We start from the raw sequence: 19381 nt of genomic DNA, 5'->3' as shown, positions 1-19381 counted from the left end.
TGTGATGGCGGCCCCCGGCCCGGTCCTGCCCTACGGCAGCTGGCCCTCCCCGATCGACGCCGCGCTCGCCGCCTCCCACGACGGTCGCCCCGAGTACCTGGGCACCGTCGGCGCCGAGGTGTGGTGGACCGAGCCCCGCCCGCGCGAGGGCGGCCGGCGCACCCTCGTGCGCCGCCCCGCCGACGGACGGGCCGCCCGGTCCGTGCTCCCCGCGCCGTGGAACGTGCGCAGCCGGTTCACCGAGTACGGCGGCCTGCCCTGGGCGGGCGCCGAACGGCCGACCGGCGGGCCGCTCGTGGTGTTCGTCCACCACGCCGACCAGCGGATGTACGCGTACGAACCCGACGCACCCGGTAGCCCCGGCCCGCGCCCCCTGACCCCGCTCTCCGCGGTCGGGGGCGGCCTGCGCTGGGCCGACCCGGTGCTGCGCGGGGCCGAGGTGTGGTGCGTGCTGGAGGAGTTCACCGGCCCCGGGCCGGGCGACGTGCGCCGGGTGACCGCCGCCGTACCGCTCGACGGCTCGGCCGCCGCGGACCGCGGCGCCGTACGGGAACTCACCGACGACCGGCACCGCTTCCGGACCGGGCCCCGGTTGTCCCCCGACGGGCGACGGGTCGCCTGGCTGGTGTGGGACCACCCCCGGATGCCCTGGGACGGCACCGAACTGCAACTCGCCGACGTGACCCCGCAGGGCACGCTGGGCGCGCCCCGGACGGTCCTCGGCGGCCCGGACGAGGCGGTGGCCCAGGTGGCGTGGGCCGCCGACGGGAGCCTGCTCGCGGTCAGCGACCGCAGCGGCTGGTGGAACCCGTACCGGGTGGACACCGGGGGCGGCGGGGCGGTCAACCTGTGCCCCCGCGAGGAGGAGTTCGGCGGCGCCCTGTGGAAGCCGGGCCTGACCTGGCTGGCCCCGCTGTCCGGCTCCCGCGCCGAGGGCTCCGGCGGCGGCCTGCTCGCGGCCTTGCACGGCCGCGGCTCCGCGGTGCTCGGCGTGCTCGACCCCGACAGCGGCGACCTCGTCGACGTCGCCGGCCCCTGGACCGCCTGGCAGCCCACCCTGGCCGTCAGCGGCACCCGCGTCTACGGGGTCGCCGCGAGCCCGCGCAGCGCCTACGAGGTCGTCGAACTGGACACCGCGACGGGCCACGCCCGCGTCGTCGGCGCCCACGCCACCGACCCCGTGGACCCCGCCCACTACCCGGAACCGCAGACCAGGACCTTTCCGGGCCCGGGCGGCCGGGAGATCCACGCGCACGTCTACCCGCCGCACCACCCCGCCGTACGGGCCCCGGCCGCCGAACGGCCCCCGTACGTGGTGTGGGCGCACGGCGGCCCCACCGACCACGTGCCGCCCGCCCTGGACCTGCACATCGCCTATTTCACCTCGCGCGGCATCGGCGTCGTCGAGGTGAACTACGGCGGCTCCACCGGATACGGCCGCGCCTACCGGGAGCGGCTGCGCGAACAGTGGGGGGTCGTCGACGTCGAGGACTGCGCGGCCGTCGCCCGCGCCCTGGCCGCCGAGGGCACCGCCGACCCCGCCCGGCTCGCCGTCCGCGGCGGCAGCGCCGGCGGCTGGACGGCGGCCGCCTCGCTGGCCGCCACGGACCTCTACGCCTGCGCCGCGATCATCTACCCGGTACTGGATCTGCGGGCCTTCGCCGCCGAGACCCACGACCTCGAATCCCACTACACCGACGGGCTGGCCGGACCGCCGCAGACCCTGGCCCTGCGCAGCCGCGAGCGGTCCCCGGTGGCCCGCGCCGACCGGATCACCGCCCCCTTCCTGCTGCTCCAGGGACTGGACGACCCGGTCTGCCCGCCCGCCCAGGCCGAGCGGCTGCTGACCGCGCTGCGGGGCCGCGCGGTACCGCACGCGTACCTCACCTTCGAGGGCGAGGGCCACGGCTTCCGGCGCGCGGAGACGATGATCACGGCCCTGGAGGCGGAACTGTCCCTGTACGCGCAGGTCTTCGGGATCGACCGGGACGACGTCCCCCGTCTGGCCCTGCACAGCTGACCGCCGGGCGCCCGGCGGGCGGATCATGGGCCCATGACCCACCAAGCCCCGAAGGGCGGCTCCTCCCCGGGCCGCGGCACGTTCACCCCGGCCCGCGTGGGCTTCCTCGTCCTCGCGGTCCTCACCCTCGTCTTCATCTTCGAGAACACCCGGTCGACGGAGATCCGGCTGCTGGTCCCGATCGTCACGATGCCGCTGTGGGTGGCGCTGCTCAGCACGGCGGTGCTCGGCGGGCTCTGCGGGGCCTACCTGGCCCGGCGCCGTCGCCCGAGGTAGCGCGGGCGGCGACGCCGGGCCGGCCCGGACGCGGCGCCCGACCGTTCGCCCGCGCCGACCGTTCGCCCGCGCCGACCGGCAGGGTCGCGCCGACCGGCAGGGTCGCGCCGGCGTCGGCTCGGGCGGGGGGCTCCTCGTCGACGGCTCAGGCCGTGTGCAGCCAGACGCGGAGCGGGCCGATCGGGGCGAAGCCGGCGCGGACGGCCGCGTCGAGGTCCTCCCCGTGCTCGTAGCCCACGACCGGCAGCCCCGGCCACAGCTCGGCGGCGGCGTCGAGGGCTGCCGCCCACGCGGAGTCCGTGCCGGCCGGGTCCGGGGCGAACAGGTTGGACACCCCGACCACCCCGCCCCCGACGTTGAGCACGGCTCCCGCCACGATGCGGCCGCCGGCGCGGCCCGCCAGGAAGGCGACGTCCGGGCGGAGCAGCTCCGGGCGGAACGGCCCCGACGGCTCCCCGCCGCCCCACGCCGCCGCCCAGTCGGCCAACTCCCCGGGGCCGCAGACCCGCGACCACCGCGGGCCGGCGCTCGGACGGGACGGCGCGGGCCCCGCCGGGCGGTGGATCCACCACGCCTCGAACAGCACCTCGAAGCCCGCCGGGGCCAGGTCCAGCGCGGCGAAGCCGTCCTTCACGCTGCATCCCGGCGAAGCCGTGTCGACGCCGGCCAGCACCTCGGCCGGCGTGGCCACCGGGGTCAGGGACACCGCGTCCGGATACAGCGCGGGGGTGCGTACGGCGCCGCTCCAGGCGGCCGGGGTGAAGGTGGTCGGCACCCCGTGGGCGCGGCTCACGGCGTCGCACCAGTCGGCGTTGTTGCGGGCCGCGGCGAGCAGCAGGGCGGAAAGGTCCTCAGCGATGATCACCGGGGGATGTTGTCACGGCCCCTAGCCTGGGGCGATGGAATATTCGCACTACGTCGTCACGGGCCCGGCGGTCGGCCTGCGCCCCTTCCGGCAGTCCGACGGACCCGAGTTCACCGCCCGCGCGCACGAGAGCCGGCACCTGCACCACCCCTGGCTGTTCCCACCCGTCACGGTGGCCGAGTACGAGCCCTACGCGGCCCGTCTCGCGGGCGACGAGGGCCGCGCCGGGTTCCTGGTCTGCGAACTCGCCACCGGGGCCATCGCCGGCTTCGTCAACGTCAACAACATCGTGCTCGGCGCCTTCCGGTGCGGCGCCCTCGGCTACGGGGCCTTCGCGCACGCCGCCGGACGCGGGCTCATGGGCGAGGCCCTCGGCCTCGTCGTCGACCACGCCTTCGCGCCGGCGGACCGGGGCGGCCTCGACCTGCACCGCCTGGAGGCCAACATCCAGCCGGCCAACACCGCCTCCATCGCCCTGGTCAGGGGCCGCGGCTTCCGCCTGGAAGGGTTCTCCCCGGACTTCCTGCGCGTCGACGGTGCCTGGCGCGACCACGAACGCTGGGCCGTCACCGCCGGAGAACCCCGTCGGTCGAACACCGGGACGGCGGAGCCCTCGTCGCCCAGGATGGGCTCATGAGAAGCCTCGTCCTCCTCGACGCCCCCTCCAACCTCGGCCTGCGGCCGCCCGCCCCCGGCACCGTACCCGGCGTCTACAAACTGGCCGGCGCCCTGCGGGAGCAAGGGCTGCTGCACCGGCTCGGCGCCCGAGAGGGCGGGGTCGTCGTCCCGCCGCGCTACGACCGGGGCGACTGGCGGGAGGGCGACGGCGTCTTCCACGCGACCGCGCTCGCGCGATACTCCACCGTGCTCGCCGACCGCGTCGAGAAGCACCTGCGGGCCGGCGAGTTCCCCGTGGTCCTCGGCGGCGACTGCTCCATCCAACTCGGCGCCGCGCTCGCCATGCGCCGCATCGGCCACTACGGACTCGCCGCGATCGACGGGTCCGCCGACTTCCGCCACCCCGGCAACGAGGCCGTCAACGGGCCCGTCGGCGCCGCCGCCGGCGAGGAACTCGCCCTGGCCACCGGCCGCGGCCAGGCCGACCTGACCGGCCTGGAAGGCCTCGGCCCCTACCTGCGCGACGAGGACGTACGCCTGTTCGGGCTCCGTGACGGCGACCCCGACCTCCCCGAGCTGCGCGCCGCCGGGATCACCGCCGCCACCGTCGGGGACATCCGCGAGCGGGGCGCCGCCGCCGTGGCCCGGGCCGCGCTGGAGGGACTGCACCCGCCGCGCACGGACGGCTTCTGGATCCACCTCGACGCCGACGTGTTGGACCCGTCCGTCATGCCCGCCGTGGACAGCCCGGACCCGGGCGGGCTGCTGCCCGACGAACTCGCCGGACTGCTCGACGTACTGGCCCGCTCGCCGCGCTGCGTCGGCCTCAACGTCACCGTCTACGACCCGGACCTGGATCCGGACGGGCGTGCGGGAGCACTGCTCGCCGATCTGGTCGCGGACGCCTTTGCGTAATCCTGACCGGTGGTGATCCGCGGAACCCCTGTGCACCGGCCGCGCCGGCGTGTTCCATTTCCCCATGGCCACCACCGTCCGACGTGCCCTGCTGACCCTTCCCGCAGCCCCGTTGGGTCCCGACAACCCCCTCCCCGCCCTGCGCGCACCCGACGGGGTGCACGTACCGGACGCACGCGCGCGCGACGGGCTGCCGCGCGACATGGCCCGCCAGATCGGGTACGAACCGCTGCGCTCGCTCCTGCCCGTCCCGGTCCGCGACGGGTACGGACGCGAGCGCGCGGAGCGCGAGTTCGCATCGGTCGTCATCGACAACGGCCTGCTGCGCGTCACGGTGCTGCCCGAACTCGGCGGCCGGATCCACTCCCTGGTCCACCTGCCGACCGGCCGCGAACTGCTCCACCGCAACCCGGTGTTCCAGCCCGCCAACCTCGCCCTCAACGGAGCCTGGTTCTCCGGCGGCATCGAATGGAACATCGGCGCCACCGGACACACCACCCTGTCCTGCTCACCGCTGCACGCCGCGCCCGTCCCCGCACCCGACGGGGGCGTGATGCTGCGGATGTGGGAATGGGAACGGCTGCGCGACCTGCCGTTCCAGGTGGACCTGTGGCTCCCCGCCGACTCGGAGTTCCTGCACGTCGGCGTCCGCGTCCGCAACCCGCACGAACGCCCCGCGCCCGTGTACTGGTGGTCGAACACCGCCGTCCCCGAGGAGCCGGGCAGTCGCGTCCTCGCCCCCGCCGACGAAGCCTGGCACCACGGCCACGAGCGCTCCCTGCGCCGTGTCCCCGTACCCGTCTGGGAGGGGGAGGACCGCAGCTACCCGCTGCGCAGCGAGTACCCGGCCGACTTCTTCTACGAGGTGCGCGACGCGGACGCGAACCGGCCCTGGATCGCCTCCCTCGACGCCGACGGGTACGGGCTGGCGCAGGCCTCCACCGCCCGGCTGCGCGGCCGCAAGCTGTTCGTGTGGGGCTCCGGAGCGGGCGGCCGGCGCTGGCAGGAGTGGCTGACCCGGCCCGGCGCCGGCGGCTACGCCGAGATCCAGGCCGGCCTGGCCCGCACCCAGCTGGAACACGTACGCCTCGAACCCGGGGCCGAGTTCAGCTGGTTGGAGGCCTACGGGCCGCTGCGCGCCGACCCCGCACGGGTGCACGGCGCCGACTGGGCGGCGGCCCGGGGGGCCGCCGCCGAAGCCCTGGACGACGTCCTGCCGGCCGCGACCCTCGACGCCGCCCACAAGGCGTGGCGGGCCCGCGCCGACACCGAACCGGGGGAGCGGATCGCCACCGGCTCCGGCTGGGGCGCCCTGGAGGTGCTGTGCGCGGGCCACACCCTGCCCGGCACCCCCTTCGAGGAATCCACCCTCGGCGCCGCCCAGGAACCCTGGCTGAGGCTGTGGCGCACGGGAGTGCTGCCCGCGCCGCGCAAGGCGGCCCCGCCCGGGGAGGCCCTCGTCGCCGGGCACTGGCGGGACATGCTGGAGACGGCCCCCGCCGACCCGCTCACCGAGTACCACCTCGGCGTCGCCCAGTGGCACGCCGGTGACGTGGCCCAGGCCGTGCGGAGTTGGGAACGCGGCCTGGCCCTGGCCCCCTCCCGCTGGCCCCTGCTGCGCTGCCTCGCGGTGGCCGACGCCCTGGCCGGGGATCCGCTGCGGGCCGCCGACCGGTACGCCGAGGCCTTCGCCGACCTGGTCGCGCAGAGCCGGGGCGGCGAGGCCTGGACCGCCGCCGAATCCGCCCTGGGCCGGGAGGCGATGACCGCGCTGCTCGCCGCGGGCCGGCCGGCCGCCGCGCGGGAGGTGTGGGACGGGCTCCGCCCGACGCTGCGCGAGCAGGGCCGGTTCCGGCTGCTCGCCGCCCGGCTGCTGGCGGCGGAGGGCCACGTCGGCGCGGCCCGCCGGCTCTTCGAGGACGGCTTCGAACTCGCCGACCTCCGCGAGGGCGAGGAGGCCCTGTCCGAACTCTGGGCCGAGCTGACGGACGCCCCGCTGCCGCCCGCGTACGACTTCCGCGTGCGCCCGCCGGGCGGCGAGGGCCCGGTGGGGTCGGCCTGAGAGGACCTCACGCCGGGCCGAGTTCGGCCCGGACGACCTCGGCCACCGGGCGGCGCAGCCGGGTGTGGTCGGGGTCGGCCGCGTACCGGGGGTGCCGGGCCAGGGACAGCTCCAGGGTCGGCAGGTCGAGCGGGACGGGGAAGGTGACCAGCCCGAACCGGCGAGCCGTCGCCGAGTGCACGCGGTCCCCGAGGAGGCCGACGAGGTCGGTGTCGAGCAGGGCCGGCAGGGCCGAGGCGCACGTCGGGTGGACGGCCACCACCCGGCGGGCGCGGCCCTGTTCGGCCGGCGGCGTGTCGATCGGGCCGGTGAACCGGCCGCGGCGCGAGTAGGTGAGGTGGTCGGCGGCGGCGAACCGATCGACGGTGACCGCGCGGTCCAGCAGGGGGTGACCGACCCGGAGGACGCCCCCGAAGCGGTCCGCCAGGAGCGGCTCCCTCCGGGTCTCCGGGGCGGGGTCGATGACGTCGCCGAGCTCCAGGTCGGCCAGGCCCTCGCGGAGGAACGGGACGTCCTGCGGGCCCTCGCCCAGGAACCGGAGGGCGACGCCGGGCGGAGCGCTAGCCGCGGCAGATCAGTTCGCCGTTCAGGACGGAGAACCAGGCGTCCGGGGCCTCGCCCCAGGTGTGCCAGGCGTGGGCGGCGGCGTCCAGGTCGGCGCGGGTGGCGTGGCCGCCGTCCGTGGCGATGGCCGCGTAGGCGGAAGCCGTCGTACGGTCCGCCCACAGGGAGGACCACCAGGCGATCTCCTCGGCCGTGGCGTAGCACCAGGCCGTCGCGGAGGCGGTGATCTCCGCGAAGTCCGCCGCGCGGGCCCACGACAGCAGGCGGCGGCCGGCGTCGGGCTCGCCCCCGTTGGCCCGGGCCACCCGCCGGTACAGGTCCAGCCACTCCTCCAGGCCCGGGGTCGCCGGGTACCAGGTCATCGCCGCGTAGTCGGCGTCGCGCACGGCCACGATGCCGCCCGGCCTACACACGCGGCGCATCTCGCGCAGGGCCCGTACCGGGTCGCCGACGTGTTGCAGCACCTGGTGGGCATGGACCACGTCGAAGGAGTCGTCGGGGAAGTCCAGGGCGTGGACGTCCGCCGTACCGAAGTCGATCGACCCGGCCAGGCCGCGTTCGACGGCGTGGGCGCGGGCCTGCTCGACCACGTCCGCCGCCGCGTCCACGGCGGTCACGCGGCCACCGGGGGCGACCAGCAGGGCCAGGTCCGCCGTGATGGTGCCGGGTCCGCAGCCCACGTCCAGTACCCGCATGCCCGGGCGCAGTTCCCCGGTCAGGTAGGCGGCCGAGTTGGCGGCGGTGCGCCAGCGGTGGGAGCGCAGCACCGACTCGTGATGGCCGTGCGTGTAGACGGCCGTCTCGCGGGCGGCGTCGGGCGCGTGGGCGTCGGTGGTGTGGGTGGCGTCGTTCATGGCGGAACCCCTCTTCGTCGAAGCGTCGTTGATCACGGTAGGGGATCGGGCCGGTATGTGAGACCTGCGTTTTGACATGTGGACACGATGCATGTGCGGCAAGGGAACGGGTCGAAGGCGCGGCGGGAGATGTGGGGCAACTCCCGCGTGGGGAGGTCGGTGGGCCGGCCGACGGGCGAGGTAGCCCGAACAGCCGTATAAAGGGCAGGGACGGGGGGCTGGTCGGCGGCGGCGGAAGGTGGACGCGGTGGCGGGGATGGCCGAGGGGACGACGCACGGCCTGGGCACCGCCCGGGCCTGGGGTCCGGTGTCCGTGGGACGCGGGCCCGTCCGGTACGGCCCCCCCGCCCCGGAACCCGGTCTGCCCGCCCTCCCCGAGCTGACCGCCGCCCTCGCCGCCGCCGCGGACCGGGCCGCCCCCGAACCGCCGGGTGGCGGGGAGCCCGTACGCGAGGCCGCCTGCCGGCACTGGGCCCGCCGCGGGCTCGCCACCGCCCCCGAGAACGTGGCCGCCGGGCCCGGCGCCCCCGCGCTGCTGCTGGCGCTGCTCGGCGCGTACGGCGGCGACGTGTTGCTGCCCCGCCCCTGTCCCGCCTGGTGGACCCCTCAGGTCCGACTGCTGGGACGGCGTGCCTACCACGTGCCGACCCCCGCCGAGTGCGGCGGCGTACCCGACCCGTACGCCCTGCTGGAAACCGTACGGAGGGTCCGCGCCGAGGGCGGCGACCCGCGCGTGCTGCTGCTGTCCGTGGCCGACGACCCGACCGGGACCGTGCCACCGCCCGAACTGCTCCGGGAGGCCTGCGAGGCCGCGGAGTCCGCCGGACTGTTCGTGGTCAGCGACGAGAGCTGGCGCGACACCGTCCACCGGCCCCGCGACACCCTCGTCCTGAGCCCCGCCGAGATGCTCCCCGACCAGGCGGCCGTCCTCGTCGACCTCTCCGGAGCGCTACTGCCCGGCGGTTGGCCCGCCGCCGTCCTGCGCCTGCCCGGCACCCCGCGCGGCACCTGGCTGCGCGCCCGGACCCTGGACATCCTCACCGCCACCGGCGCCCTGATCGCGGGCCCCGTCGCCGGGGCCGCCGCCCACGCCCTGGACGAGCCCGACGCGGTCACCGCGCGGGCCCGCGCGGCCGCCGCCCTGCACGGTTCGGTCGCCGCCGCCGCACACCGGGTGCTGCTGGCCGCCGGGGCGTTCGCCCGGCCCCCGGAGGCCGGCCGGCACCTGTACGCCGACCTGACGCCGCTGCGTGCCGGCCTGGCCCGGCACGGGGTGGGCGACGCCATGGAGCTGGAGGACTGGCTCGGCGCCCGGCTGGACGCTGCGACCCCCGGCGGCCAGCGCTTCGCGGACGACCTGGGCGCGCTGCGGGTCCGCCTCGCGACCGGACCGCTGCTGGGCGGCGACCCGCGGCAACGACTGGCCGCGCTGGAGTCCCCGGACCCGCTGGGCCTGCCGCACGTCCGGGCGGCGCTGGACGGGCTCGGCTCGGTCCTCGCCGAGCTGGCGGACTGACCGCCGCCCGTCCCCGAACTGGTGTCGTAGGATCCCCTGTTCATGGACGCGAGTGCGGAACCCGGGATGATCGCCGTCCCGCCGGGGCGGGTCACCCTGTCGGACCGCAGGACGCGGCGCAGCTGGGCCGTGGACCTCGCGCCGTACCGGATCGCGGCCCTGCCCGTCACCCAGGACCGGTACGCGGAGGTCACGGGGCTGCGCCCCGCCGCGGCCCGGGGCGACCGACTGCCCGTCGAGAGCGTGTCCTGGTGGGACGCCGTCCGGTTCTGCGACGCGCTGTCGGAGGGCGAGGGCCTGGCGCCCGTCCACCGCTTCCACCCCGACGGCCGGAGCGTCGAATTCGACGGATCCGCCGACGGGTACCGGCTGCCCACCGAGGCCGAATGGGAACACGCCTGCCGGGCCGGCACCACCGGACCGCACTACGGTCCCCTCGACGAGATCGCCTGGTACCGCGGCAACTCGGACGAACGCGTCCACGAGGTGGGCGGCAGGCTCCCCAACGCGTGGGGCCTGTACGACATGATCGGCAACGTCTGGAACTGGTGCTGGGACGTCTACGACGCCGAGGTCTACGGCGACTACCGGGTGCTGCGCGGCGGCGGCTGGTTCGACGAGCACTGGAGCTGCCGGGCCTCCGCGCGCCGCCGCAGCCACCCGAGCTTCCGGGTCGAGGACGTCGGCTTCCGCGTGGCCCGGTCCATGCCCCCGACCCCGACCGCGGGCAGCACCGCACAGGACGGAGAGGAAACCGATGGACGACCGTGAGCTGGTGTTCCTGGGCTCCGCCCGGCAGGCCGAACTCGTACGCGCCGGCAAGGTGTCGGCGCGCCGGCTCGTGGAGGCGACGCTGCGCCGGGCCGAACGGCTCGACCGCCTCGGGGCCTTCCGCGTACTGCTCGGGGAGCGCGCCCTGGCCGAGGCGGACGCCCGCGACGCGGCCCTCGCGGCGGGCGGACCCGGCGCGGCCGGACCGCTGCTCGGCGTCCCCGTCGCGATCAAGGACGAGCTGGACGTCGCCGGGGAGGTGACCACCTTCGGCGGCGCCGCCAACCTGGCACCGGCCCCGCACGACGCCGAGGCCGTCCGGCGGCTCCGAGCCGCCGGAGCGGTGATCATCGGAAAGACCACGATGCCGGAGTTCGGCCAGTGGCCGTTCACGGAGTCGGCCGCGCACGGCTACGCCCGCAACCCCTGGAACCCGACGCGCACCACCGGCGGATCCAGCGGGGGCAGCGCCGCCGCCGTCGCCGCCGGTCTGGCCGGCGCGGCGCTCGGCGGGGACGGCGGCGGCTCGATCCGGATCCCGGCCGCCTGCTGCGGCCTGTTCGGCCTCAAACCGCAGCGCGGCCGCGTCCCCACCGCCCCGCACCCGCACCTCTGGTACGCCCTCGGCACCATCGGACCGCTGACCCGCACGGTGCTGGACAGCGCCCTGCTGTACGACGTCCTCAGCGGCCCGGCCGAAGGGGACCGCTGGACGGCGCGACCCGCCCGGACGAGCTTCGTCCACGCCGCTTCCACCGAACCCGGCAGGCTGCGGATCGGGTACTCGGCCGTCCCCGCGGTCCCCGGCGTGCGCCCGCACCCCGAACACGTCGCCGCGCTCGACGACACCGTACGGATCCTGCGCGAACTCGGGCACGACGTACGGGAGGTGGACCCCCGCTACCCCGACACCACGGCGGCCTTCGCGGCGCAGTTCTGCGGGGGCGTCCGGGCCGAGGCGGCGGCCGTGGAACGGCCGGAGCTCCTGGAGCGGCGCACCCGCGGCACGCTGCGCCTCGCCCGGCTGGCGCCCGGGGCCGTGGTGGAACGGGCCGTTCGCGCGGGGGAGCGGCTGGCGGAGCGGGCCGATCGCTGCTTCGCCGGGGCCGACCTGCTGCTCACCCCGACCTTGGCCGCCCGGCCCCGGCGCGTCGGAGCCCTGGACGGGGTGGGCACGGTCGGCGCGATGGTTCGCTCGCTCCCGATGATCGCCTACACCGCCCTGTGGAACGTCACCGGTCACCCTGCGGCCTCCGTCCCGGCCGGCTTCGGCTCGGACGGGCTCCCGCTCGCCGTCCAACTGGTCGGCAGGGAACACGAGGAGACCACCGTCCTCCAGGTCGCCGCGCAACTCGAGGCCGCCCGCCCGTGGGCCCACCGGACCCCCGGCTCCTGACCCCGCCGCGGTAGGCCGACCGGGGGCGACCAGGACCGTCTCGTGCGGATCCTGCCGGGCCCTCCCCGTCCGGGGCTCGACCGACAGGATCCGAAGGAGACGGCCTACCGCCGGGCCCGCCGCCACACGGCCGGGCCCGCGCTGATCAGGAGCGTGACGCCGACGGCCAGCGCCACGCCCTTCCAGGGCTCGGAGAACAGCGAGCCGCCCAGGATCCCGATCAGCCCGTACGTGGCCGCCCAGGCGAGGCAGGCCGGGGCGTCGCCCCGGGCGAAGCGCCGCAGCGGCATCCCGGCCAACAGGCAGGCCAGCATCACCGGGATCCGGCCGGCCGGGACCAGCCGCGACAGCACCAGCACCATCACGCCGTTCTCGTCGAGCTTCGCCTGCGCCCGCTCCAGCCGGTCCGGTGCGGCCCGGCCGCGCAGCGACTCCAGCCAGCGCGAGCCGCCCCGCGAATGCACCCCGCGCCGCCCCAACCAGTACAGCGCGACGTCCCCTAGGAACGCCGCCGACGCGGAAACCCCGAACACCAGCAACAGCCCGAACGGCAGCGCCTGGTGGTGGAACGCCACCACGGCCGCCGTACTCACCAGCGCCCCCGTCGGGATCACCGGCACCAGCGCGCCCAGCGCCACCAGCACGAACAACGCCGGATAGCCGACCGCCTGTTGAGCGCTCTCCTGCGGCACCTGACCGGCGGCCAGGGCCGCCTCCCGCCACGGGATCACGGCAGCCGCACCCGCTCCCCGTGGGCCGGCACCCGTACCGTCACCTTCGGCGCGAGCCGACGAGCGTGCCGCGCGAACTCCTCACCCGGCGCGTGGAACTCGTGCGGACGCACCGCGTCCATGCCGATCGGCCAGTACGTCCCGTAGTGCACCGGCACCGCCGCCGCGGGAGCCAGGTCCGCCAGCGCCCTCGCCGCCCGCTCCGCGTCCAGGTGCCCCGGCCCCAGGTACGGGCCCCAGCCGCCGACGGGCAGCAGCGCCACGTCCACCGGCCCGACCTCCTCGGCCATCGTGTCGAACAGGCCCGTGTCCCCGGCGAAGTACGTCCGCGACGCGCCCTCGACCACGTACCCGAGCGCGGGCGACCGGTGCGGTCCGAACGGCAGCCGCCGCCCGTCGTGCCGCGCGCTGACCACCCGTACCCGTACGTCGTCCCGTACGGCGACCTCGTCGCCCGGGGCCACCTCCGCCACCACCAGGTCACGCAGCTCCGCGAGCCGCTCCAGGCCCGGCACCGCCCGGCGCGCCCCGCGCGGCACCAGCAGCCGGGTTCCGCGCGGCACGCGGGCCAGCGACGGCAGGTGCAGGTGGTCGGAGTGCAGGTGCGACACCAGCACCACGTCCGCCCGGGCCGCCTCGGGCGGGGGCAGCGCCCCGCGCCGCCGCCGCAGGTGCGCGAACCGCCGGGCGAACAACGGGTCGGTCAGCAGCCGCACCCCCGAGTCCCGCACCGTGCACGTCGCGTGCCCCCACCAGGTGATCTCGACCGCCACTGCGACCCTCTCCCTCCCTCGACCCCCTCCCGAGCTTAGGGGTGCCCGCGGGGATCCGCGCGGACGCGACCTCCCGGGCCGGGATCCCGCGACCCGATCCTCGCGGTCCCCTCCTGCGCGGGCCCGGATCGGAGTAGGGTCGGGCGCCATGGATGAGCTGCGCGTGGCCGCGATCGCCAGCCTGGCCCCGCTCGAGGAACTCGACACCGATCCCTTCGCCGTGGACACCCGGAGCCAGCACGCGATGTGCGGGCGCTGGGCCGCCGACCGGGGCTACGTGGTCACCCGACACCTGCTGTTCTACGGGTTGCGGGCCGACCACTGCGGACTGTGGTGCGACGTTGACGACGGCCGGATCGACCTGTTCGTCGCCCCCAACCGGCGGGTCCTGGCCCGGGCGCTGAGCTCGGTCGAGGAGTTCGCCGCCGAGTGCGAACGGCGCGGCGTACGGCTGGAGACCGCCGGGCTCGACGAGCCGCAGTACACCTCGGCGATGAAGGCCGAGGTGCACCGCCGGCTCTCCATGCCCACGGCCGGCTACGACGGAACCTAGGTCTCCTCCCCGCCTGCCCGCCACGGCTGCGCCATCCACCACCCGCCGTACGTCCGTGCGTCACCCGTGTCCGGCGCACCGCCCCACCGCCTGTGCGACGCTGGCCGGGGGGCCGCCGGCGGGGCGCGGCCCGGGACGCGAGGGACGGAGAACGGGCGTGGGGCGAGGGCGTTGGCGGTGGCGGGCCGCGGGCGGTGCGCTGATGCGGGTGGTGATCGTGTGGGCGGTGTCCACGCTCACCATGCTCGTCCTCGCCGGGATCCTGCCCGACTTCCGCCTCCAGTCCTCCGACAGCGACAGCATCACCCGGATCGGACTGACCGCCGCCTGGGGCGCCGGGGCCTTCGGCCTGCTGAGCGCGCTGGTGTGGCCGGTGATCGTACGGGCGCTCCTGCTGGTGCCCGCACTGGTCCTCGGGCTGCTCGTGTTCTTCCTCAACGGCTCGATCCTGCTGATGGCGCTCAGCCTGATCCCGGACGGCCGCGGCGCCGCCGCCCCCGAGACGGCCGTCGTCGTCGCCGCGGTGATGTCCGCGGTGGCCTCCGCCACCTCCACCGCCCTCGCGGTCCGCGACGACGAGGCGTACCGCCGGCGGCTGTACCGGCTCGCCGACCGCAGGCGCCGCCGCCAGCGCCGCACGGCCTCGCCCGGTGCGGCCGAGGCCGCACCCGGGGTGGTCTTCCTCCAGCTCGACGGCGTCGGGTACGAGGTGCTGCGCCGGGCCGCCGCGGACGGCCTGATGCCGACGGTGGCGGACTGGCTGGAGCGCAGCCACCGCCTCGCCCCCTGGCGCACGGACTGGTCCAGCCAGACCGGCGCCAGCCAGCTCGGCATCCTGCACGGCTCCAACTTCGACGTACCGGCCTTCCGCTGGTACGAGAAGGACACCGGCGAGGTGATGGTCTGCAACCGGCCCACGAGCGCCGCCGAACTCCAGCGCCGGGCCGTGCGCCGTACCGGGGACGCCGGGCTGCTCACCCTCGACGGCGCCAGCCGGGGCAACCTGTTCGGCGGCGGGGCCGACCAACTGGCGCTGGTGCTGTCCGTCGCCGCCCGACGGGGACGCGACAACCGCTCCCGCGCGGGCTACTTCGCGTACTTCGCCGATCCGGCCAACGCCGTCCGCACCGCCCTGTCCTTCACCGCCGAGGTGGGCCGTGAGATCGGTCAGTCGCTGCGCTCCCGGGCCCGCCGGACCGAGCCGAGGGTGGCGCGCGGCGGCCTGTACCCGGTGATCCGGGCCTTCGCGACGGTGATCGAGCGGGACGTGGTCGTCGCGGCGGTGATGGGGGACGTCCTGGCGGGCCGCGCCGCCGTCTACGCCGACCTCGTCGCGTACGACGAGGTCGCCCACCACTCGGGCCCGCACGGCGGGGACACCGACCGGGTACTGGCCCGGCTGGACCGGAGCCTCGCGCTGATCGCCCGGGCAGCCGAGCACGCCCCGCGCGGCTACCGCTTCGTGCTGCTCTCCGACCACGGCCAGAGCCCGGGGGAGACCTTCCTGGGCCGGTACGGGCTCACGCTGAAGGACCTCGTCCGGGCGGGCTGCGGACTGCCGGTCTCCCGGCGGGCCGGCGGCACGCGCAGCGGGGCCGAGGCCCGCGCGGCCGTGCTGGCGGCCCTGCACCGACCGGAGGACGAGGGTGAGGAGGCAGGGACGCCGGCGGGCTCCGACCCGGTGGTGCTGGCCTCGGGCAACCTCGCGTTGATCTCCTTCCCGGACCTGCCCGGGCGGGCCACGCGCCGGGCGATCGAGCGGGCCCACCCCGCCCTGCTGGCCACCCTGGCCAACCACCCCGGGGTCGGCTTCCTGCTGGTGGACGGCGAGGTGCTGGGCCCGGACGGCGCCTCGGCGCGGCTCGACGTCCCGGGCGCGGCGGAGGAGCTGCTCGCGCCGTTCGGCCCGGGCGCGGCCGAGGCGGTCCGCCGGACGGACTCCTTCCCGCACGTGGCCGACATCATGGTCAACTCGGCGTACGACCCGGCGAGCGGGGCCGTGCACGCCTTCGAGGAACAGATCGGCTCGCACGGCGGCCTGGGCGGGGAGCAGGCGCGCCCGTTCCTGATGTGGCCCATCGACCTGTCCGATCCGGGTCGGGAGCTGGTGGGGGCCGAAGCGGTGCACGTCGTCCTGCGCCGCTGGCTCCGGGAGGCGGACGGCCCCCAGGTTCCGCTCACCGACCGCCCGACGGAGGATCCCCGGCCTGAGCCCGAACCGGGCGGAGCCTTTCCTTCCGCAGGGGTGCCCGCACCGGACGAAACCCGGTGATTTGGTACGGAGTTCACGGTGCCCGACCATGGGGCGTCCTGACCAGCATGTGAGACATTCCGAGGCGCACCACCGATGACCAGCACCGCAGCCCCGACCATCGCCGGGGCCACGGGCCCCGCAGAGATCACGGACCCCACGGACTCCAGCGTCCCGGGCGATGGTGGCCCGCACGCCCGCCGCTTCGGCCTCCCGGTGGCCCTCTGCCTGGTCATGGGCAACATCATCGGCGGCGGGATCTTCCTGCTCCCGGCCTCGGTGGCGCCCTTCGGCACCATCAGCCTGGTCGCCTTCGCCGTCCTGACCCTCGGCGCGATCTCCCTCGCCCTGGTCTTCGGCCGCCTCGCCGAACGACACCCGCGCACCGGAGGCCCGTACGTCTACGTCCGCGCCGCGTTCGGTGACTTCGCGGGCTTCCTCGCCGCCTACAGCTACTGGATCACGGCGTGGGTCTCGAACGCCGCCCTCGCGGTGGCGGCCGTCGGCTACCTCGCTGTGCTGTTCCCCGCGATCGGGGACCACAAGTGGTCCATGTGCCTGGCGGCCCTCACCGTGCAGTGGCTGCCCGCCCTCGCCAACCTGGCCGGCACCCGGTACGTGGGCGCCGTCCAGGTCGTGGCCACCGTACTGAAACTCGCGCCCCTGCTGCTGGTCGCCGTCGGCGGGCTGTTCTTCTTCGACCCGGCCAACCTCGGCCCCTTCCGGGCCGGTGACCAGAGCGCCGTCGGAGCCGTCTCCGCCTCCGCCGCGATCCTCCTCTTCAGCTACCTCGGCGTCGAGTCCGCCGCCGTCAGCGCCGGCGAGGTCCGCGATCCGGCCCGCAATGTCGGCCGCGCCACCGTCCTCGGCACCACGGGCGCCGCCGTCGTCTACCTGCTCGGCACCCTCGCCGTGTTCGGCCTGGTCTCCCACGACGAGCTGATCTCCTCGCAGGCCCCCTTCAGCGACGCCGTCAACGCCATGTTCGGCGGCACCTGGGGCGGCACGCTCGTCGCCTGCGCCGCCGTGGTCTCGATGCTGGGCGCCCTCAACGGCTGGACGCTGCTCAGCGCGCAGACCCCGTACGCGGCCGCCAAGGACGGGCTCTTCCCGAAGGCCTTCGCGGTCAAGCGGCGCGGCGTCCCCGTGGTGGGCGTCCTGGTCACCGTGGCCCTCGCCTCCGGCCTCACGGTCTACAACTACACGGCCGGCTCCGAGGGCGTCTTCGAGGTGCTGGTCCTGGTCACCACCTTCACCGCGACCGTCCCCTACCTGCTCTCCACCGCCGCGCAGCTGTACTTCCTCGCCTCGGGGCGGGCCGACGAGGTCGCGCGGGGTCGCCTGGTCCGCGACGCCGTCATGGCCTGCCTGGCCTTCGGCTTCTCCATGTGGCTGGTCGCGGGCTCCGGCTACGCGGCCGTCTACCAGGGCGTGCTGTTCCTCTTCGCGGGCGTCCTCGTGCACGCCCTGATGGCAGCCCGCCGCCGCGCGACCGGCACCGCTGCCTGACCGGGGCCGAACACGACGACACCCCGGGGATCCGCGCGGGCTCGCGCCGGATCCCCGGGGTGTCGTCGTGCCGTGCCCGCCCCGGGGGCCGGTGTTCCGGCACGCCCGGGGCTCCTCGACGGTTTAGTCGAGGTAGTCGCGCAGCACCTGCGAACGCGACGGGTGGCGCAGCTTCGACATGGTCTTCGACTCGATCTGGCGGATGCGCTCACGGGTGACCCCGTACACGCGGCCGATCTCGTCGAGGGTCTTGGGCTGGCCGTCGTTGAGGCCGTAGCGCATGGACACCACGCCCGCCTCGCGCTCGGAGAGCGTCCCCAGGATCGACTGGAGCTGCTCCTGGAGGAAGGTGAACGACACCGCGTCGGCCGGCACGACCGCCTCGGAGTCCTCGATGAGGTCACCGAACTCGCTGTCGCCCTCCTCACCCAGCGGGGTGTGCAGGGAGATCGGCTCACGACCGTACTTCTGGACCTCGATGACCTTCTCGGGGGTCATGTCGAGTTCCTTGCCCAGCTCCTCCGGAGTGGGCTCCCGGCCGAGGTCCTGGAGCATCTGGCGCTGCACGCGGGCGAGCTTGTTGATGATCTCGACCATGTGCACGGGGATGCGGATGGTGCGCGACTGGTCGGCCATGGCACGCGTGATCGCCTGCCTGATCCACCAGGTCGCGTACGTGGAGAACTTGAAGCCCTTGGTGTAGTCGAACTTCTCCACCGCGCGGATCAGACCGACGTTGCCCTCCTGGATCAGGTCCAGGAAGAGCATGCCGCGGCCGGTGTAGCGCTTGGCCAGGGAGACCACGAGGCGGAGGTTGGCCTCCAGCAGGTGGTTCTTGGCACGCCGGCCGTCCTCGACGAGGATCTCCAGCTCGCGCTTGAACGCGGGCTTGTGGTCCTCCTCCTCTTCGAGCTTGTACTCGGAGAACAGACCCGCCTCGATGCGCTTGGCGAGTTCGACCTCCTGCTCGGCGTTGAGGAGCGGCACCTTGCCGATGAGCTTCAGGTAGTCCTTGACGGGGTCGGCGGTGGCACCGGCCACCATGACCGTCTGCGCCGGGGCGTCGTCCTCGTCGTCGTCGGACAGGACGAAGCCCTGGGTGCCGCCGGTCTTGGGGGCCTCCTCCTCGGGCTCGTCGGCGAGGTCCTCGGCTGCCCAGTCCTCGCCCTCGGCGGCGGGGGTCTCGCCCTCGTCGGAGTCCTTCGCGCCCTTCTTGCCGGCGGCGGTCTTCTTGGTCGCCGTCGCCTTCTTGGCGGCGGTCTTCTTGACCGTGCGCTTCTTGGGCTCGGCGGCGGCATCGGCCGCCACCTCCTCCTCGGCGCCGGCCGGCGAAGCGGATATCGCCGCCGCGGTGGCCGGGGCCGCCGTCTTGCGCGCGCCGATGGGGCGCGGCGCGGCGGCTGCCTTCTTGGTCACGGTGCGGGCCGGGGCCGCGGCCGCCTTGCGGGGCTTCTTCGCGGGAGCCTTGGTGGCGGGGGCGGCGCTGACGTGGAGGGCGACGCCCTCCTCGTCCAGGACCTGGTTCAGGCTGCGCAGGACCCGCTTCCACTGGTCCACCGGGATGCGGCCGGCCTCGAAGGCCTGGCGCACGTCGTCACCGTTGATGTGACCCTGCTCGCGGCCGCGCTCGACGAGCGCGACGAGGGCCTCCGATTCGGCGATCTCCGGAGGGAACGTACGGGACGGGCTGAGCGACACAAGGAGCCT

16 protein-coding genes and 1 pseudogene are annotated in these 19381 nt (G+C 75.6%); 11 read left to right on the top strand and 6 right to left on the bottom strand.

Translation table 11 applies throughout. The features are described 5' to 3' along the window. Positions 1 to 4 precede the first annotated feature (4 nt). A complete protein-coding gene (locus ACFY0I_RS14125; protein WP_388894298.1) occupies positions 5 to 2020 on the top strand; it encodes a prolyl oligopeptidase family serine peptidase in 2016 nt (671 codons plus the stop codon). 33 nt (positions 2021 to 2053) lie between these two features. Further along, positions 2054 to 2296: a DUF1049 domain-containing protein gene (locus tag ACFY0I_RS14120; RefSeq protein ID WP_388894295.1), complete on the top strand. Its 243-nt coding sequence runs from the start codon at positions 2054 to 2056 to the stop codon at positions 2294 to 2296. 145 nt (positions 2297 to 2441) lie between these two features. Here the strand turns inward: ACFY0I_RS14120 and ACFY0I_RS14115 are convergent, their stop codons facing one another. After that, positions 2442 to 3161 carry a hypothetical protein gene (locus ACFY0I_RS14115; protein WP_388894292.1) on the bottom strand — a complete coding sequence of 240 codons (720 nt, stop codon included), beginning with the start codon at positions 3159 to 3161 and terminating at the stop codon, positions 2442 to 2444. A gap of 34 nt (positions 3162 to 3195) precedes the next feature. On the opposite strand from ACFY0I_RS14115, the gene ACFY0I_RS14110 reads away from it, so the two are divergent. The 3 genes from ACFY0I_RS14110 to ACFY0I_RS14100 all read left to right on the top strand — a co-directional run bounded on the left by ACFY0I_RS14110 (position 3196) and on the right by ACFY0I_RS14100 (position 6756). Continuing rightward, on the top strand, positions 3196 to 3798 hold the full coding sequence (locus ACFY0I_RS14110; RefSeq protein WP_388894289.1) for a GNAT family N-acetyltransferase: 603 nt from the start codon (positions 3196 to 3198) through the stop codon (positions 3796 to 3798). Then, positions 3795 to 4694, top strand: coding sequence for an arginase family protein (locus ACFY0I_RS14105; protein ID WP_388894286.1), 900 nt, complete (start codon positions 3795 to 3797; stop codon positions 4692 to 4694). Before ACFY0I_RS14110 ends, ACFY0I_RS14105 begins: the two co-directional genes overlap by 4 nt. A 64-nt stretch (positions 4695 to 4758) precedes the next feature. Further along, on the top strand, positions 4759 to 6756 hold the full coding sequence (locus ACFY0I_RS14100) for a DUF5107 domain-containing protein (protein ID WP_388894283.1): 1998 nt from the start codon (positions 4759 to 4761) through the stop codon (positions 6754 to 6756). Between the two features lie 7 nt (positions 6757 to 6763). On the opposite strand, the pseudogene ACFY0I_RS14095 reads toward ACFY0I_RS14100, so the two are convergent. Both ACFY0I_RS14095 and ACFY0I_RS14090 read right to left on the bottom strand, forming a co-directional pair. After that, positions 6764 to 7297 (bottom strand): annotated as a pseudogene (locus ACFY0I_RS14095) (LysR substrate-binding domain-containing protein); the annotation flags it as partial. Positions 7298 to 7316: 19 nt separating this feature from the next. Further along, complete coding sequence (locus ACFY0I_RS14090; RefSeq protein ID WP_388894280.1) at positions 7317 to 8174, bottom strand: class I SAM-dependent methyltransferase; 858 nt, start codon at positions 8172 to 8174, stop codon at positions 7317 to 7319. Between the two features lie 256 nt (positions 8175 to 8430). On the opposite strand from ACFY0I_RS14090, the gene ACFY0I_RS14085 reads away from it, so the two are divergent. Genes ACFY0I_RS14085 through ACFY0I_RS14075 form a run of 3 tightly spaced genes read left to right on the top strand, consistent with a single transcriptional unit; the run spans position 8431 to position 11857 of the window. Then, positions 8431 to 9690 (top strand): aminotransferase class I/II-fold pyridoxal phosphate-dependent enzyme, encoded by a 1260-nt coding sequence (locus ACFY0I_RS14085; RefSeq protein ID WP_388894451.1) that lies wholly within the window; start codon positions 8431 to 8433, stop codon positions 9688 to 9690. 42 nt (positions 9691 to 9732) lie between these two features. Then, the gene (locus ACFY0I_RS14080) at positions 9733 to 10461 is read left to right on the top strand and encodes a formylglycine-generating enzyme family protein (protein ID WP_388894277.1); all 729 of its coding nucleotides are present in this window, start codon (positions 9733 to 9735) and stop codon (positions 10459 to 10461) included. Next, positions 10448 to 11857: an amidase gene (locus ACFY0I_RS14075; protein ID WP_388894274.1), complete on the top strand. Its 1410-nt coding sequence runs from the start codon at positions 10448 to 10450 to the stop codon at positions 11855 to 11857. Before ACFY0I_RS14080 ends, ACFY0I_RS14075 begins: the two co-directional genes overlap by 14 nt. Before the next feature lie 104 nt (positions 11858 to 11961). Here the strand turns inward: ACFY0I_RS14075 and ACFY0I_RS14070 are convergent, their stop codons facing one another. Continuing rightward, positions 11962 to 12588, bottom strand: coding sequence for a DedA family protein (locus ACFY0I_RS14070; RefSeq protein WP_388894271.1), 627 nt, complete (start codon positions 12586 to 12588; stop codon positions 11962 to 11964). Next, positions 12585 to 13361 carry an MBL fold metallo-hydrolase gene (locus ACFY0I_RS14065; RefSeq protein ID WP_388894268.1) on the bottom strand — a complete coding sequence of 259 codons (777 nt, stop codon included), beginning with the start codon at positions 13359 to 13361 and terminating at the stop codon, positions 12585 to 12587. Before ACFY0I_RS14065 ends, ACFY0I_RS14070 begins: the two co-directional genes overlap by 4 nt. A gap of 148 nt (positions 13362 to 13509) precedes the next feature. On the opposite strand from ACFY0I_RS14065, the gene ACFY0I_RS14060 reads away from it, so the two are divergent. The 3 genes from ACFY0I_RS14060 to ACFY0I_RS14050 all read left to right on the top strand — a co-directional run bounded on the left by ACFY0I_RS14060 (position 13510) and on the right by ACFY0I_RS14050 (position 17674). Beyond that, the gene (locus tag ACFY0I_RS14060; RefSeq protein WP_388894265.1) at positions 13510 to 13914 is read left to right on the top strand and encodes a hypothetical protein; all 405 of its coding nucleotides are present in this window, start codon (positions 13510 to 13512) and stop codon (positions 13912 to 13914) included. Between the two features lie 202 nt (positions 13915 to 14116). After that, the gene (locus ACFY0I_RS14055) at positions 14117 to 16186 is read left to right on the top strand and encodes a phage holin family protein (protein WP_388894449.1); all 2070 of its coding nucleotides are present in this window, start codon (positions 14117 to 14119) and stop codon (positions 16184 to 16186) included. Positions 16187 to 16261: 75 nt separating this feature from the next. Beyond that, a complete protein-coding gene (locus ACFY0I_RS14050; protein WP_388894263.1) occupies positions 16262 to 17674 on the top strand; it encodes an amino acid permease in 1413 nt (470 codons plus the stop codon). Between the two features lie 123 nt (positions 17675 to 17797). Here the strand turns inward: ACFY0I_RS14050 and ACFY0I_RS14045 are convergent, their stop codons facing one another. Continuing rightward, positions 17798 to 19372 carry an RNA polymerase sigma factor gene (locus ACFY0I_RS14045; protein WP_388894260.1) on the bottom strand — a complete coding sequence of 525 codons (1575 nt, stop codon included), beginning with the start codon at positions 19370 to 19372 and terminating at the stop codon, positions 17798 to 17800. Between the last annotated feature and the right edge of the window lie 9 nt (positions 19373 to 19381).

Source organism: Streptomyces sp. NPDC001568 (genome assembly GCF_042893755.1).
Lineage (GTDB): Bacteria > Actinomycetota > Actinomycetes > Streptomycetales > Streptomycetaceae > Streptomyces.
This window is presented reverse-complemented; position numbering and strand designations above follow the sequence as displayed.

Coding starts and splice junctions, on each gene's coding strand:
- ACFY0I_RS14125 (WP_388894298.1), top strand. CDS start 5: ATGGCGGCCCCCGGCCCGGTCCTGCCCTACGGCAGCTGGCCCTCCCCG.
- ACFY0I_RS14120 (WP_388894295.1), top strand. CDS start 2,054: ATGACCCACCAAGCCCCGAAGGGCGGCTCCTCCCCGGGCCGCGGCACG.
- ACFY0I_RS14110 (WP_388894289.1), top strand. CDS start 3,196: ATGGAATATTCGCACTACGTCGTCACGGGCCCGGCGGTCGGCCTGCGC.
- ACFY0I_RS14105 (WP_388894286.1), top strand. CDS start 3,795: ATGAGAAGCCTCGTCCTCCTCGACGCCCCCTCCAACCTCGGCCTGCGG.
- ACFY0I_RS14100 (WP_388894283.1), top strand. CDS start 4,759: ATGGCCACCACCGTCCGACGTGCCCTGCTGACCCTTCCCGCAGCCCCG.
- ACFY0I_RS14090 (WP_388894280.1), bottom strand. CDS start 8,174: ATGAACGACGCCACCCACACCACCGACGCCCACGCGCCCGACGCCGCC.
- ACFY0I_RS14085 (WP_388894451.1), top strand. CDS start 8,431: ATGGCCGAGGGGACGACGCACGGCCTGGGCACCGCCCGGGCCTGGGGT.
- ACFY0I_RS14080 (WP_388894277.1), top strand. CDS start 9,733: ATGGACGCGAGTGCGGAACCCGGGATGATCGCCGTCCCGCCGGGGCGG.
- ACFY0I_RS14075 (WP_388894274.1), top strand. CDS start 10,448: ATGGACGACCGTGAGCTGGTGTTCCTGGGCTCCGCCCGGCAGGCCGAA.
- ACFY0I_RS14060 (WP_388894265.1), top strand. CDS start 13,510: ATGGATGAGCTGCGCGTGGCCGCGATCGCCAGCCTGGCCCCGCTCGAG.
- ACFY0I_RS14055 (WP_388894449.1), top strand. CDS start 14,117: ATGCGGGTGGTGATCGTGTGGGCGGTGTCCACGCTCACCATGCTCGTC.
- ACFY0I_RS14050 (WP_388894263.1), top strand. CDS start 16,262: ATGACCAGCACCGCAGCCCCGACCATCGCCGGGGCCACGGGCCCCGCA.